Annotated in this window: 14 protein-coding genes; all 14 read left to right on the plus strand. The window is 57.0% G+C overall.

Annotated features, from left to right (window positions below):
- Window positions 1-138 precede the first annotated feature (138 nt).
- The 14 genes from RDL66_RS05630 (at window position 139) to RDL66_RS05695 (ending at window position 13,924) form a co-directional block, all read left to right on the plus strand.
- Window positions 139-1,440, plus strand: coding sequence for a sigma-70 family RNA polymerase sigma factor (locus RDL66_RS05630; protein ID WP_308535799.1), 1,302 nt, complete (start codon window positions 139-141; stop codon window positions 1,438-1,440).
- A gap of 133 nt (window positions 1,441-1,573) precedes the next feature.
- Window positions 1,574-3,139, plus strand: a complete 1,566-nt coding sequence (fliD, locus tag RDL66_RS05635; RefSeq protein ID WP_308535800.1) for a flagellar filament capping protein FliD — start codon at window positions 1,574-1,576, stop codon at window positions 3,137-3,139.
- A 118-nt stretch (window positions 3,140-3,257) separates the two neighbouring features.
- Window positions 3,258-3,707, plus strand: coding sequence for a flagellar export chaperone FliS (fliS, locus tag RDL66_RS05640; protein ID WP_308535801.1), 450 nt, complete (start codon window positions 3,258-3,260; stop codon window positions 3,705-3,707).
- Window positions 3,697-4,005 carry a hypothetical protein gene (locus RDL66_RS05645; RefSeq protein WP_308535802.1) on the plus strand — a complete coding sequence of 103 codons (309 nt, stop codon included), beginning with the start codon at window positions 3,697-3,699 and terminating at the stop codon, window positions 4,003-4,005. Before fliS ends, RDL66_RS05645 begins: the two co-directional genes overlap by 11 nt.
- A gap of 777 nt (window positions 4,006-4,782) precedes the next feature.
- Window positions 4,783-5,130: a flagellar basal body rod protein FlgB gene (gene flgB, locus RDL66_RS05650; protein ID WP_297723197.1), complete on the plus strand. Its 348-nt coding sequence runs from the start codon at window positions 4,783-4,785 to the stop codon at window positions 5,128-5,130.
- Window positions 5,127-5,525, plus strand: coding sequence for a flagellar basal body rod protein FlgC (flgC, locus tag RDL66_RS05655; RefSeq protein ID WP_308535803.1), 399 nt, complete (start codon window positions 5,127-5,129; stop codon window positions 5,523-5,525). Before flgB ends, flgC begins: the two co-directional genes overlap by 4 nt.
- Window positions 5,526-5,532: 7 nt before the next feature.
- On the plus strand, window positions 5,533-5,964 hold the full coding sequence (locus tag RDL66_RS05660) for a flagellar hook-basal body complex protein FliE (RefSeq protein ID WP_308535804.1): 432 nt from the start codon (window positions 5,533-5,535) through the stop codon (window positions 5,962-5,964).
- Window positions 5,964-7,574 (plus strand): flagellar basal-body MS-ring/collar protein FliF, encoded by a 1,611-nt coding sequence (gene fliF / locus RDL66_RS05665; protein WP_308535805.1) that lies wholly within the window; start codon window positions 5,964-5,966, stop codon window positions 7,572-7,574. The genes RDL66_RS05660 and fliF overlap by 1 nt, the downstream gene beginning before the upstream one ends.
- A 2-nt stretch (window positions 7,575-7,576) precedes the next feature.
- Complete coding sequence (fliG, locus tag RDL66_RS05670; RefSeq protein ID WP_308535806.1) at window positions 7,577-8,602, plus strand: flagellar motor switch protein FliG; 1,026 nt, start codon at window positions 7,577-7,579, stop codon at window positions 8,600-8,602.
- Window positions 8,592-9,296: a FliH/SctL family protein gene (locus tag RDL66_RS05675; protein WP_299294690.1), complete on the plus strand. Its 705-nt coding sequence runs from the start codon at window positions 8,592-8,594 to the stop codon at window positions 9,294-9,296. The genes fliG and RDL66_RS05675 overlap by 11 nt, the downstream gene beginning before the upstream one ends.
- A complete protein-coding gene (locus tag RDL66_RS05680) occupies window positions 9,293-10,627 on the plus strand; it encodes a FliI/YscN family ATPase (RefSeq protein ID WP_308535807.1) in 1,335 nt (444 codons plus the stop codon). The genes RDL66_RS05675 and RDL66_RS05680 overlap by 4 nt, the downstream gene beginning before the upstream one ends.
- Before the next feature lie 12 nt (window positions 10,628-10,639).
- Window positions 10,640-11,179, plus strand: a complete 540-nt coding sequence (locus RDL66_RS05685) for a flagellar export protein FliJ (protein WP_297723187.1) — start codon at window positions 10,640-10,642, stop codon at window positions 11,177-11,179.
- A 41-nt stretch (window positions 11,180-11,220) separates the two neighbouring features.
- Window positions 11,221-12,357, plus strand: a complete 1,137-nt coding sequence (locus RDL66_RS05690) for a C40 family peptidase (RefSeq protein WP_308535808.1) — start codon at window positions 11,221-11,223, stop codon at window positions 12,355-12,357.
- A gap of 1 nt (window position 12,358) precedes the next feature.
- Window positions 12,359-13,924, plus strand: a complete 1,566-nt coding sequence (locus tag RDL66_RS05695; protein WP_308535809.1) for a flagellar hook-length control protein FliK — start codon at window positions 12,359-12,361, stop codon at window positions 13,922-13,924.
- Window positions 13,925-13,932 lie beyond the last annotated feature (8 nt).

The following is a 13,932-nucleotide window of genomic DNA, read 5'->3' on the forward strand; positions in this document are numbered from 1 at the left end:
CGGTCTTTAGCTAAACTTACACGCAAAATTGTCAATCTCTCAATCCTGCCGATTCCTCAGTAATCTACCGCTAATTAAAGGGTATAAAAGGTAAACTAATTTGAACTGTACCTGCGATTTTTTCTGAGGAGAGACACGGTGGAGGCTTCACTCGGCGAAGTGAACCGCAACGAACTAATTGAAAAAAACCTCCCCTTGGTTGGTTACCAAGTGGCGGAGTTGTTGCGCCGTGTCCCGTCTTTTGTGCAACGCGAGGACCTCGCTTCGGCGGGTTCTTTGGCTCTGGTGCAAGCCGCTAATTCTTACGATCCATCGACCGGGGTGCCCTTTCATCGCTACGCAATCTACCGGATTCGCGGGGCGATGCTGGATGAGCTGCGTTCTATGGACTGGGCGACGCGCGGGGCCCGCCAACGTACCAAGCAACTGGAAGAAATGACCTCTACCCTCACCGCTGCCGCGGGACGCGCCCCCACGAAAGAGGAACTTGCTTCGGCCTTGGGAGTGGACGTAGAGACGGTGGAGTCCGCCCAGCAAGACGCCGCCCGCCGTGTCATCTCGATGGATGCGCCCGCCGGTAAAGACGACGAGCGGACCCTGGAAGTGCCTGATGAAAGCCCCTCCCCGGAGGACACGCTGCTGGACGACGAACGCCTGGTGTATCTGCGCGCGGCGGTGCGGGCTCTGCCCCAGCGCCTGCGCTATGTAGTGGAACAGGTATTTTTCGAGGAACGTCCGATTCAAGATGTCGCCGATGAGCTGGGCGTCACCCAGTCGCGGGTGTCCCAGCTACGTTCAGAGGCGCTCACCCTGATGCGCGAGGGGATGAACCGCCACCTCGATCCCGAAACGGCCGCGGAAGAAAACGAGGAAGTCACCGGCATCGTTAAGAAACGCCGCGAGAACTACTTCCAAAAGATTGAAGATCACGCTGATGAGATGCTGCGCGCAGATTCAGACGTGGACTTAGAGATAGAGGACACGCTGATTCCACCCCCTGACTCTTCGTCAGCGCGAGGTCGCCCGCGGGATTCTTCCGGGGCGACTCGTCCCCGTTCGTCGTCTTTGCGTGATTCGTTGTCACAAGTTTTGTCCGGCGGGTCTGCGGGGTCATCTCGCCGTAAGGAAAAGGAGGGGGAGTCCGCTACTGAGGATTCGCAGGGCACTTCCACCAAGAGTTTCCTGGCTGGTCACGCCCGTGGCACGGCGCAGGCGAAGGCTCGTATCGAAGCTGAGCAGGAAGCCCAGCGCGCCGCCGAAGCAGCCGAGAAACCTAAAAGTAAAGACAAAGTCCGATCTCGTGGTGGGGAACCCGAAGTGGAGCTACCGGCGGAAGAAGAAAAACCACCCACCCCGCCAACCACCTCTTACCTGGGAGGATTGTCGATTCGGCAGCAGAATATGCGAGCGGAAGCGCGTCGGAATCGACGAAAAAAATAATTTCTCCTTAATTCTCAGAGTTAATGGCCGACAATTAAGCGTGAGGTAGTGTCAGCGGGACACCTGTCGGTATCCTGGGCCTCGGCGTTATCTCAGGATGGGATAAAGCCTTTATTCCACGGAAGGAGAAATCATGAGTATGGGTATAAGCGGTATTGGCGGTTTCAATACCGAGGGGATTGTCCAGAAGCTAATGGCTCTGGAATGGCAGGCCGGTAGGGGTCTGCAGACCAAGAAAGTCCAGCTTGAATCCCGCACCAAGGCATTCCGGGATTTGAACACACAGCTGGCAGCCTTGACGAAGAATGCTTGGACGGTTTACGGCAAGGAAAGCAAGTTCGACAAAAGTTTTGATGCTTCGGCCGTCTGGGGTGCAGTGAAGGGCTCTTCCTCCAGCGACATGGTCAGTGTCAGCACCAAGGCTGGCGCAGCCGTGGGTTCGGTGGAGTTTGATGTCAAGTCCCTGGCTCAGTCCAAGCAGGTTACCTTTGACAGCAATCAGCTCACTTCGCTTACCAATGCAATCGGCCAGGGTGGCTCCTTCTCCATTATGGTGGGGAACAAGGTCACGAACATTACTCCGGCTTCCAACTCTATGCAGGATATTGCCCAGGCAATCAACTCCGTGAAAGACTCCGGCGTGGCTGCCACGGTGGTGCGCGTCAGCGACAGTAATGGACAAGCCCAGTATGTCTTGCAGGTCACCGGCAAGGATACTGGTGTCGAGGCTGGGGACTTCAAGATTTTTGCCGGGGACGTGACGAAGGGTCTCTCCGTCACCCCCAAGACCACTACTCCCGACGCGGCTTCTCAATCGGTGTCCTACACCTTTGAGGATGCGGCAGCGTTGCGCTCTGCCGTCTCGGGGGTTACCTCCTATGACGGTACGGAGCGCCGGGCGTCCAGTGATGCGGTTATCTCCCTCTACGGTGAGGACCACCGCTACTCCTCCAACCAGATTGAGTTGATGGATAAGGTCACGGTGGATATTTCTGGTGTGAAGGCGGAAACCAAGGCGGACGGAACCAGTGTCTACCCCGGGTACCTGACCAAGGGCGTCAAGATTGATGTCGTGGCCGACCAGTCCGAGGCAGCTGGCAAGGTGAAGTCCCTCATCGGAGACGTGAACAAGATTCTGGGGACTTTGGCCAAAGGCATGAAGTCAGTGGAGCAAACCCGAACCGACGAAGACGGAAGGAAGTCTACGTGGAAGGCTCCGGGTGTCTTGTCGAACTCGATTGGTCGCCAGGTGCAGTCCGAGCTAGGGGATATGCTCTCCTCTGGAATCACGATTAAGGATGCTGCGGGGAATGCTCAAACCTACTCTGCGGAAGACTTCGGGATTACCCTGAAGAACACCTCGGATGGTTTGACGGTGGAGTTCGATGAATCTAAGTTCCAGGCCATGATGGAGTCTGACCCGACCAGGACGGAAAAGGTTGTGTCTGCTTTTGCCGAAAAACTTGGGGATTTCGGCAGCAACGTTTCCGATTCGAGCACCGGAATGCTGACAAGTGTCATCAAGTCCAACGACGACGAGAAGAGCTACGTAGAGTCTCGAATCAGCGACTTTACGGAGCGTATGGTGCGCAAGGAGGCATCTTTGAAGCAGCAGTATTCTCGGTTGGAGACCTTGCTGGCAGGGTTCAGTCAGCAGCAGGCTTGGCTGACTTCCCAGTTGGCCGGGTTGGCGAGATAGTTTTTGACAGACTGAAGATTCTTCACGCAGATTTTGTGGTATTTCGGCTGGGTTCACTGTATTAGTGACCCAGCCGAAGTATTGTAGTAGTGGGTAGTGATTTTTACGGAGGGAAACTATGCAAACCGCAATTAACCGGTTCCAACAAGACTCTATTGCGACAGCTTCTCCCGCGAGGCTGCTTACGATGCTTTATGACCGACTGCTGCTTGATATTGGGCGGGCTGAGAAAGCCCTGCGCGGTCAGAACCGGGTTGAAGCGCATAAAAATCTCACTCATGCTCAGGACATTATCGCCGAGTTGATGTCTTCCCTGCGGATGGACGTGTGGGACGGTGCCGAGGGTTTGATGGCTCTGTATGTGTATGCCATGAAGGAACTGGTCAACGCCAACGTGCAGGGCGATGCTGATAAAGCCCAAGAGATTCGGGAGCTGTTTGAGCCGCTGGCGGACGCGTGGAAACAGGCGGCTGCACAAATGGAAGCTAACGATGCAAAAACTGCAGGGAATCAGTCGAATTCAGCGGGTGTCAAGCGTAACTCTAAGGGTGATTTGGGTGTCGGATAGTAAAGATGTGGCACAGTGGTCCGCTGAGTTAGAAAAAATCCATCAGCAGGTTCTGGAAGCACGCCGGCAGCTTAGCGCAGGTCAGATTCCGGAAGAAATCGTGTGGCAGCCGCCAACTATGAGTGCTTTGCCGTCGCAACTGCGTAATCAGGCCCTGAAATTGCAAAGCGAGTTGCAGGACATACAGTCACGTATCATGGTTGCAATGGATAATAACCGTGAGGAAAGAGATCGTTTACGCCAACGGTCAAGTCAGAAAACCGATCCGAAACCGGTTTATTTGGATGTTCAGGGTTAGATACTGAACTGCCGTTTGTGTTCACGGGGAACTTCCAGGAAAATGACTTTTCCTGGAAGTTGTCTTAATATTTGGGCAAAAAAGCGGCGAAATTGCTGTATAAATGCGAACAATTCAGATAGTGTGACCAACATCACAAATAGGACATTAGTCCTGCTTAGGTTCGGGAGATGAACGCTAAACAATTATTCTCATGGCATAACCTACACACTAACAATTTCTGCGTACCCTGGAAAGTTTGCTATAACTTCCAGTCAGACTTCAGAAAGTTACCACCTATAAAGTATTCGTGTCTAAAGCTGCTCGTGGGAGAACCTTTTGAATATTCAAGAAAAAGATGAAAATCGGGCAATCGGAGGGAAATTTCAATCAGAAGGCGCCACATCGCAAACTGAGAGAAGCCTGAAAAAAATATTTCTAAGCATTATTTAAAACACTACCGTAATGAACGAAAGTGGCCGGATTGAAAGCTTACAAAGTGGTAAAATTCAGATGCTGGGAATACGGTAAGTTACAGCTGTGTAATCTTCCATAAACCCCTTTTACCAGGCCGTATAGTTAGGGCATTTGTACTAACAAAAACCTACTTAATGTAAAAATCGTGGGGTTCCCAGGAACTTCTCATGAACTCCAAACGCAATAATTAAATCTCCTCGACAAATACTTGGGAACTGCCGATACTGGATATGTCAGCGCAGTAAGCACTGAACCGCAGCAGGAAGTTACGCGGAATAAGGATCGAGGGAATGATCCAGCGAGAAAACATGTGAGGTCGTCATGTTTGATTCTGTTGGTTACGTAGCAATGCGGACCGCGCTGGATGGATTGTCAATGCGTCAGCGAGTCATCGCCGACAACATCGCCAATATTCAGACGCCGGGATTCTTAGCCGGCAAGGTTTCGTTCGAAAATGAACTGGCTCGCGCCGTTGAGTTCGGACACCCTGCCACCACGCATATCGCCACTGCCCGCTCTTTGGAGCCCACTCGTATCGACGGTAACAATGTCAATCTGGACACTGAAACCATCTCGAGTGTGGATACGGTTCTTCGCTTCCAGCTGGCTACCCAAGCAATCAGTGGGGAATATACCAACATTCGCTCGGCCATGAGGACGACATCATGACCACGTTTGGAGCAATCGGTATCGCTGGAACCGGCATGACAGTCAACCGCAAATGGTTGGACTGCATCTCGGACAACATCGCCAACATCAACACCACCAAGCCCATGAACGAAGAGGCCTTCCGGGCTCGCTACGTCGTGGCTCAGGCTGTTGATTATGGGCGTCCAGCAGGAACGATGGTCACGGGCATTGCGCTCGGTGGCACCGATGGACGGATCGTGTACGACCCCCGCGATCCCAACGCGAATGAAGAAGGGTATGTCCGCCACCCTGATATTGACTTGGGATCACAGATGACCCAGTTGATTATGGCGCAAAGGGCTTACCAAGCGAACGCTGCCGTGGTGGACCGTGCAAAGTCCACTTACGAATCAGCATTGCAAATCGGGAGGTAAGTGAGCCATGCCTTACTCTGTAGACGGTATTGGTAGCCACCTGACCAGTTCCTTGACCGGAACCCAGCAGCTGACCAATAACTTCGTACAATCCCTTGGGTTCTCACGTTCCGCAGCCACCCAAGCCGGTCCGTCGCGTCTGGGCACCAATGCCACGCACGTCGCCCCGACTGGCACCGGTCTAACTCCGTTGGGTGCAGACGTCCGCGATGTCGCGGAAACCTCTTTCGGCAATGTCTTTGCCGATGCGGTGTATAACATGCAGCAACGTGAGAGTACCGCCAAGAAGCTGGGTGTGCAGGCCCTAACCGGGCAACTCAATGATGTCCACCAATACACTATTGCAGCCGCAGAATCCCAGCTGACCATGGAACTGACCTCCACCATTCGGAATAAGGCAGTTGATATGTTCAACGAGATTATGAGGATGCAAGCATAATGCCACCGGTCATCGTAAACGCAGTAGATAAAGTCAAAAGCACCGTCGGCCAGTTTTCATTAGGCCAAAAGACCCTGTCAATCATCGGGGTAGCCGTGCTCATCTTGGGCGGCGTGGTGCTTTACTCTTGGGTGGCGAGTCCCGATTACACCACCCTGTACACCGGTTTAACGGATAAAGATCAAGCCGCCGTAACTGAACAGCTTGATTCGCAAGGCATCAAATATCAAGTCGCCGACAATGGTGTGGTGAAGGTGCCGGCCAAAGATGTGCAAAGCGCCCGGATGAGCTTGGCAGCCGCCGACCTGCCCGCCCAGCCCACTTCCGGTTACGCCGTTTTGGACAACTTGGGCGTAGCGGCTTCAGACTTCCAACAGCAGATGGCAAAGAAACGCGCCCTGGAAGGCGAGCTGGCCAAAACGATTGACACGATGGACGAAATCGAAAAGTCCACGGTCGCCCTGGCCATCCCCCAGGAAACCGTGTTTGCCGACCCGAAGAAACCGGTTGCCACCACCGCTTCTGTGACTATCACCCCGAAGAATCGCAAAGACGTTACCAATGACACGGTGCAGGCGATTATTAATATGGTTTCCGCTTCCGTGCCGAACCTGGATAAGTCGGGAGTGACCGTGGTCGATACGCTGGGTAACAGCCTGTCCGACAAGGTAGAAGGCGGTACGGCCGCGGCTTCGGAGATGGAAAAGAGTCTGGTTGCCAAGGCTTTGGCGGTCGTGGAGCCACTGGTTGGGGTGGGCAATGCCCGCGTCTCGGCGCAAGTTGACTTATCGCAAGATAATCAAGTGAAAACGACGCGTATCTATACCGATCCGGAGGGCGGGGTTAAGCAACTGTCCGCCTCAAATGCGGCCGAGCAATACAGCGGCGGCGGGGCCACCGTCGTCGGCGTGCTGGGCCCGGATAACATCGGAAACCCCTACGAGGTGAACGGTAACAACGGGGGCAATTACACCAACACTCAAAACGTGCAGAACAACGCCGTCAACGAAGAAGTGACCCAATCGACTCGTGGACCGGGAGCGGCACTGCGCAAGTCCGTGTCGGTCGTGGTGAATCAAGAGACCGCCCGGCGCTTGGACATGGCTCAGGTGCGTGACATGGTGGCGGCTGCTACCGGTATTGATGCGGCAGCCGGAGACGTTGTGAATATCTCACGGTCCCCGTTCGATGACACGGCAAAGAAAGCGGCCGAAAAGGCGGCGGCGGATGAGGCTGCTGCGGAAGCCGCAGCCAAGACCGCCTCCTTGATTCGTCAGGCGGTTATCGCCGGATTGATTATCCTGCTGTTGATTATTATCGCGGCGGTAGCCAAGAAACGGGCCAAGGCTCGTGAACGCGAGGCTTTGGACCTCGGCGAGTTGGATCAGCTGCCCGATCCTTACACCTTGAGCGCTCCGGAAGATGAAGCTCTCGAGATTGAGGCGGCCACGATTCCGGAACCCGAGCCGGAGCCTGAACCGGAACCTGAGCCCGAACCGGATCCAGTCCTGCTCAAGCTGGAAGCCAAGCGTGAGGAGATTTCCGAACTGGCTCTGGACAAGCCGCAACTGGTTGCTGAGCAGCTGCGTGCCTGGATGGGAGGTCACTAATCATGGTAGTGTCACAAGCCCTTACTCTGAGCGGGCTGCAGAAAGCCGCCTTGCTGCTGATTCAGATTGGCAAGGACCGTGCCGCTCGCGTCATGAGCGAAATGAATGATGATGAAGTCGAGGCTCTGTCAGCTGAGATTTTGCGGATGACCAATGTACCCCGCGAAATCACCGCTGATGTCATTGATGAGTTCTATGAAAACTCCATAGCGTCGGCCAGTTTGCAGCTGGGTCACGGCGGTCTGGACTACGCTCAGAAAGTTTTGGAACAGACCTTCGGCCGGGAAAAGGCCGAGGAAATCATGGAACGCCTGATGCAGGGCATGCAGGGTCAACCTTTCGACTTCTTAAAGACTGCCGACCCGCGTGAAATCGTGACGTTGGTTTCTTCGGAACATCCCCAGACTATTGCCCTGGTGCTGGCGCACCTGCGTCCGGATCATGCCGCGCGCGTCATGGCCGGTTTGGGACCGAAACTCCAAGGCGATGTGGCGGTGCGGATTGCCCAGATGGAACGGGCTAACCCCGAAATGGTGACCTTAGTAGCCGAATCCCTGCAAAAGAAGGCTGAGCAGGTCATTAACTCTGAAGAGATGCAAGCTATCGGCGGTGTCGAACCGCTGGTCGACATCATCAACCGGGCTGATCCGGGCACTGAAAAGATGATTCTGACCGGACTGGAAGAACGTGACGAGGACTTGGCTGATGAAGTCCGTTCCCGCATGTTCGTCTTTGAAGACATCGTTATGCTCGAAGATCGGGGCATTCAGCTGGTGCTGCGTCAGGTCGATGGGGCTCGCTTGGCGATGGCTCTGAAGGGCACGAACGAAGATTTGCGTTCTCGCCTGATGAAGAACCTGTCCGAACGCGCCCGCCAGAATGTTATGGAAGAAATCGACATGCTGGGCAGCGTGCGCATGAGCCAGGTGCAGGAGGCTCGCTCCGAAATTGTCCAGCTGATCCGCAAGATGGAGGAATCCGGCCAGATTGTCATCCGCCGCGAGGAGGAAGACGAATATGTGGCTTGATCAGGACCTCTTGGAGGTCAAGGAAAATCAGCGACGCGGCGGCGCGCCCAACCCGGTGGCTTTGTCCACTGCTTCCGGGTCGGCCGCGGCGGGCGCGTTCCGTTTGGCGGGTGCTTCCAATCAAGCCAAGGGCGACGACAAATCCACCCAGGCTTTCGGATACGCCAAAGGGTTTTCCTCCGGATGGGCGGCCGGTCAAAAACGGGCGACTCGTGAAGCTGAACAGGAACGCAACATCATAAACGAGGACGCACGTCTGGCTGAGGAAGCCCGCACCGAAGCTTATGTCGACGCAATGGATGAAATTCAGGCTATCGCCGATGCGGTTTCCTCCCGGGACGCCCTGGTCATCGAAGAGATGAAAGCTGCGCTGATGGAAGCGGCTGTCGATTTGGCTGAAGCCCTGATAGGGGCGGAACTGTCTGACGAACCGACTCGCGCCAAGGCGGCGTTAAAGCGGGCTTTGTCGATGAATGATCCGAAAGACATTGTGAAAGTGAATATGAACCCACAGGATGTGGCTACGCTGACCAGCTTGGGCGTGGATTGCCCGGTGGAGCTGGTTCCCGATTCTGAACTGGATCCGGGCGACGCGGTGGCTTACATGCCGGAGGGTTTGCTGGATGCCCGGCTGACTTCGGCTGTGCGGCGTGCTCGAGAGGCTCTGGTGTCCGCCCAAGCAGCCGAGGAGTGAGCATCTTGGAGCTGGCCACTTTACCATCTTTTGTGAGTTTGCTGAACGCCTCACGCCCCCAACGGGTCGGTGAGGTGGAATCCGTTGTGGGCCTGTCTGTGCAGGTTCGCGGCTTGCAATGCTCTGTTGGTGAAGTCGTGCTGGTCGGTGACGATCCGGGAGTGCCGGCCGAAGTGGTGGCGCTGGACGCGGGTATTGCCTCGTGTATGCCTCTGGACAATCTGGACGGTTTGCGGATTGGTTCTCCGGTTCGCGGTACCGGTTTACCGGCCACAGTTCCGGTCGGCCCGGCTCTGCTGGGTCGGGTTATTGATGCGGCGGGCCGTCCGCTTGACGGCAAAGGCCCTATCTATGCGGCTGACCGGGTGCCGATTCACGGGTCGGCTCCCAACGCTTTGGAACGTGCCCGGATTGATATGCCCGTCGCGATGGGGGTGCGGGTTTTGGACACGCTGGTGACTTTGGGACGAGGCCAGCGCATTGGTTTGTTTGCCGGTTCCGGGGTCGGTAAATCGACCTTGATGTCGATGATTGCGCGCGGCACGAACGCAGAAGTTTGTGTCATTGCCCTGGTGGGTGAGCGCGGGCGTGAGGTTCGTGAGTTTTTGGAAGATGACTTGGGCGAGGAGGGTCTGTCCCGCTCGGTCGTGGTGGTGGCGACGTCGGATGAGTCCCCGATGCTGCGTAAACGCGCTGCTTTTACCGCCACCCGGGTCGCCGAGTACTACCGAGACGCGGGCCGTCACGTCCTTCTGATGATGGATTCTCTGACTCGGACCTGCATGGCGCAGCGCGAAATCGGTCTGTCTGTAGGCGAACCGCCCGCCACGCGCGGCTACCCGCCCTCGACTTTCTCGATGATGGCGCAATTGCTGGAACGGGCCGGTTCCGGTGCGGTCGGGTCCGTGACCGGCATCTACACGGTGCTGGTGGATGGCGACGACCACAACGAACCCATTGCTGACCAGGCACGTTCTATCCTGGATGGACACGTGGTGCTGGATCGTAAACTGGCGGTGGCCGGTCACTATCCGGCTATCGACGCCCTGGGTTCCATTTCCCGGGTGGCTTCCAAAGTGACGACGCGGGAACAAAAGGAGGCTGCTACCGCTCTGCGGCAGATTATGGGGGCAAAACGTTCGGTCCAGGACCTGCTGGACGTAGGGGCTTATCAGGCCGGCACGAACCCCGAAGTGGATACGGCTGTGAAATACGATGCCGACATCGAGGCGTTCCTAACCCAAAAGACCGATGAAAAGGTCGAATTCGACGCGGCTTGGTCACAACTGTTTGATCTCTATCAGGCTTTCAAGTCTGAGGAAGCGGCGTAGGGGGTGGAGTAAATGGTAGATCGCGCGTTTCGTCTTCAGGGTTTACTCAATTTACGCCAGCTTCAAGAGGATCAGGCGGCCGGTCGTCTGGCCTCGGCTCACGCGGACTTAAACCACGCTGACCAACAGCTGTCTTCGGCCCGGGCCCGGCTCGGTTCCATGCAGACTTCCGGGGCTACAAACCTGGCTGTAGCTGCGGCGATGCGTAACGCGGCGATGATGCAGATTCAAGAGGGTATTGCTCGAAAAGAATACGCGCAAGCGGTGGTGGATCAGCGTCAAGACGAATGGCAGGGGGCTCGGCGCCTCACCGCAACCTTAGAAAAGCTTGAAAATCGTCATGCGGAAGAAGTTATTGCCGATGATTTGCATAAGGAACAGGTTGTTCTTGATGAGCTCGCGTCTCACATGGGCAACACTGGCAGTGCCACGGAAGGCAAAACCGGTGCGGAACCGCGTGTTCGCACGAAGAGGGAAACGCTCCCGAGTGAGTCTGTGACGGGCTCAACCGGTCAGCGAAACCCGGCTTTTGCCAAGGGAGGTCAATTGTGAGCCTGGCTAGTGTCCAGTCGAGAATTAGTGCAATTCAAGACATGATTAACGCGTTGAATAATCACGGCCGTCCTCCGGTCTCTGTGACCGAGAGCGGGGCCGCAAATTCTGCGTCTAAAACTTCCGGGACCTCCGCAGACTTCAGCACCAAGCTGGCCAGTCAAATTTCTGCGGCCAACAAGGCCACTCCCACCCGAACCTCCGGCAAGGGGGAAGTCCAAGGAGTCCCGGGGACTGCTGAAGCCTTTGTGGAAAAGGTCCGGTCCTATATCGGGGTGCCTTACGTGTGGGGCGGCACCAACCCTAAGACCGGTTTGGACTGTTCCGGATTGGTCCAGACTGCCGCACGGGAAGTCGGGGTGACGCTGCCGCGAGTCACTTATGATCAGCAGCACTCCGGGGTGGAAGTGGACGGCATTAAGAATGCCAAACCCGGCGATTTGTTGATTCTTCGCAACTCCGGGCATGTGGCGGTTTATGTCGGCAACGGCAAGGCGATTCACGCTCCGCGTCCGGGCAAGACCGTGACGGAAGCCAATGTTTCTGACTTAGGTCCGATTGTGACCATTCGCCGCGTCATGCGCTCCGCGGGGGATGTTCCGGGGGCGTCCGTTCCCGCGGTAAACACCTTCCCCACCGCTAATGCTGCCGTAAAAGCAGCGTCTCGGGTGACGCCGGCAGCCTCAGGTGCTGCCAGGCCCGCGGCCGTTAATGCGGTGCGTGAAAATCCGGCGGCCCAAAACCACGGCAGCGCGGTGGCGCCTTCGGCTGACGCGGTGGGGGCAGGCTTGGTGAGTTTGCTGGGAGCCTTGGGTAATGCGGCTTTGACTCAGAATAATGCCGTGCCAGGCGCAGCGAACCGGGGCGCGGCAAATCCGGGCAATCCGTCCGCAGACCTGGCTGCCGCCCTGGTGGGAGCCCTGTCAGGAGCGGGGGCGGGCACTGCGGGTACGAATCCGCTGGCGTCCCTGATGGGAACCGCCAACTCGAATAACTCTTACAGCTCGACGCTGCTCAGCCAGTTCCTGGGCGGCTCCTCCCTGTATGGCTCCAATGCGGCTGGCGGCTTGGGGGCTTTGGCAGGTAACCAAGGCACGATGGGAGCCAACGCGAGCTTGAGCAATACGGCTTCGTCTTTGAGCGCGTTGGGCGCTTTACGTTCATCTTTGGGGGTGTGACATGATTGATATTAAGAACACGAACGCGGCGGCGATAGCCGCGCAAATGGCTTCGCAGGGCGCGAAAGCAGCCGACACCACCGCTTTTGAGTCGCTCATGAGTGCGTTGGCAACCGAGGCTCGCACTCCCGCCGAAGGCGCGGCGCGTGGAGGGGAAAACTACCCCGACCCGGCTCGTGATTACCGCCCTTCTGCACCAAAGCCGTCTCGCGTCGGGGCTCCCGAACCGGGGGTATCGGCGCGTCCGTCCAGTACCCGTCGTGATGCCGCTGGTCAACCGGACAATGTTCGGGCCGACAAGCCCGAAAGGTCGGCAGGCCCCAAGCGTTCGGAACGTCCGGAGCGTCCCGAAAAAGTCGAGGCAAAGGATCAGAGCCCGGCAAAAGACCGTGCCGATAATGCGAAAACCGCAGATAAACCGGCTAATGATGTCGCGAACTCGGCTGAGGTCAAACAAACTTCGCAAACCTCCACCGACACCGACGCCGCCGCGAATGCCGTGATTGCGCAGGAAACCGAGACGGATGTTGGCGCGCAGATTGTGGAAACGCTGGCGGAAACCGCTGAAACGACGCCGGAAGTTATCCCGGAGGAATCATCCCCTCAGGTTGACTCTGTGCTAGCTTCGGCACAAACCGTGGAAACGGGAGAAGCGGCGCCTGAGGCCGGGGAACCGGCTTTAGTCCAGCCCGAGACCGCCCCGGATACCCCGGAGACCGCCCCGGACGCCTCGGAGCTTCACGTTGCCCCGGGTGAGACTCAGCAGGCAGAAAAACCCATAGACGGGGCAGATATCGCCGCCCAGCTGAAATCCGGGAAAGCCCCGTCGCTCATGGTGGCGAAACCGGAGGCCACAGCTCCGGTGAAACCCGAAGCGACCGAGACGCCAGCGATTTTGGCCGAAGCTGTGGCGGCGGCTGGGCAAACGGCTGGGACCAGCGCGAATGCCACTGCTACGGGAGCGTCCAACGTGGGTAGTTCCGCGGTGAGCGGCGTGTCCGGCACTTCTGCCCAGACCACTCCCGTGGCTTCTGCCGCGCCGGCGGCGGCTCCCGCTGTTTCCACCCCGAACCCGGTGGCTCAGGCCGCGCCAACTTATGCCCCGAACCTGAGTCAACAGCTCTTTGATCAGATGCAACACCAGCTGTCGCGGTTGAAAGTTCTGGGTCAGGGCCAGCATCAGTTGAAGTTAGCTATCAACCCCGAGACGTTCGGTCCGGTGCGGGTGGCGGCGAACTTCCACGCTGATGGAACTGTGCATCTGCAGCTGTTGGGAGCCTCGGAGGCGGCGCGCGAGCAGCTGCGCCAAGCCCTGAGTGACTTGCGTCGCGACCTGGCATCCACCGGGTTGCAGGCGGATTTGGATTTGGCGGAAAACGCTCAGGAGTTTGCCCAGTTCACGGGCGCGGGGACCGGTTCTTCCGAAAGGGAAACCGGTCAGGCTGGCCAGGCAGGTGCAGCCAGAACGGATGGATCCGAAACTGAACCAGAAGACGTCGTGACCCAGCCGAAAGTGGGTGACGTCCTGAAGGACGGCACTGACGGTTCGGTGGATATGTTCGCGTGATTGTGAGG

It is taken from the genome of uncultured Mobiluncus sp. (assembly GCF_902488535.1).
Taxonomy (GTDB): domain Bacteria; phylum Actinomycetota; class Actinomycetes; order Actinomycetales; family Actinomycetaceae; genus Mobiluncus.

Bases quoted from the DNA above. Each gene is read 5' to 3' on its own strand.
- fliD (WP_308535800.1), top strand. From the start codon at position 1,574: ATGAGTATGGGTATAAGCGGTATTGGCGGTTTCAATACCGAGGGGATT.
- fliS (WP_308535801.1), top strand. From the start codon at position 3,258: ATGCAAACCGCAATTAACCGGTTCCAACAAGACTCTATTGCGACAGCT.
- flgB (WP_297723197.1), top strand. From the start codon at position 4,783: ATGTTTGATTCTGTTGGTTACGTAGCAATGCGGACCGCGCTGGATGGA.
- flgC (WP_308535803.1), top strand. From the start codon at position 5,127: ATGACCACGTTTGGAGCAATCGGTATCGCTGGAACCGGCATGACAGTC.
- RDL66_RS05660 (WP_308535804.1), top strand. From the start codon at position 5,533: ATGCCTTACTCTGTAGACGGTATTGGTAGCCACCTGACCAGTTCCTTG.
- fliF (WP_308535805.1), top strand. From the start codon at position 5,964: ATGCCACCGGTCATCGTAAACGCAGTAGATAAAGTCAAAAGCACCGTC.
- fliG (WP_308535806.1), top strand. From the start codon at position 7,577: ATGGTAGTGTCACAAGCCCTTACTCTGAGCGGGCTGCAGAAAGCCGCC.
- RDL66_RS05675 (WP_299294690.1), top strand. From the start codon at position 8,592: ATGTGGCTTGATCAGGACCTCTTGGAGGTCAAGGAAAATCAGCGACGC.
- RDL66_RS05685 (WP_297723187.1), top strand. From the start codon at position 10,640: ATGGTAGATCGCGCGTTTCGTCTTCAGGGTTTACTCAATTTACGCCAG.
- RDL66_RS05690 (WP_308535808.1), top strand. From the start codon at position 11,221: ATGATTAACGCGTTGAATAATCACGGCCGTCCTCCGGTCTCTGTGACC.
- RDL66_RS05695 (WP_308535809.1), top strand. From the start codon at position 12,359: ATGATTGATATTAAGAACACGAACGCGGCGGCGATAGCCGCGCAAATG.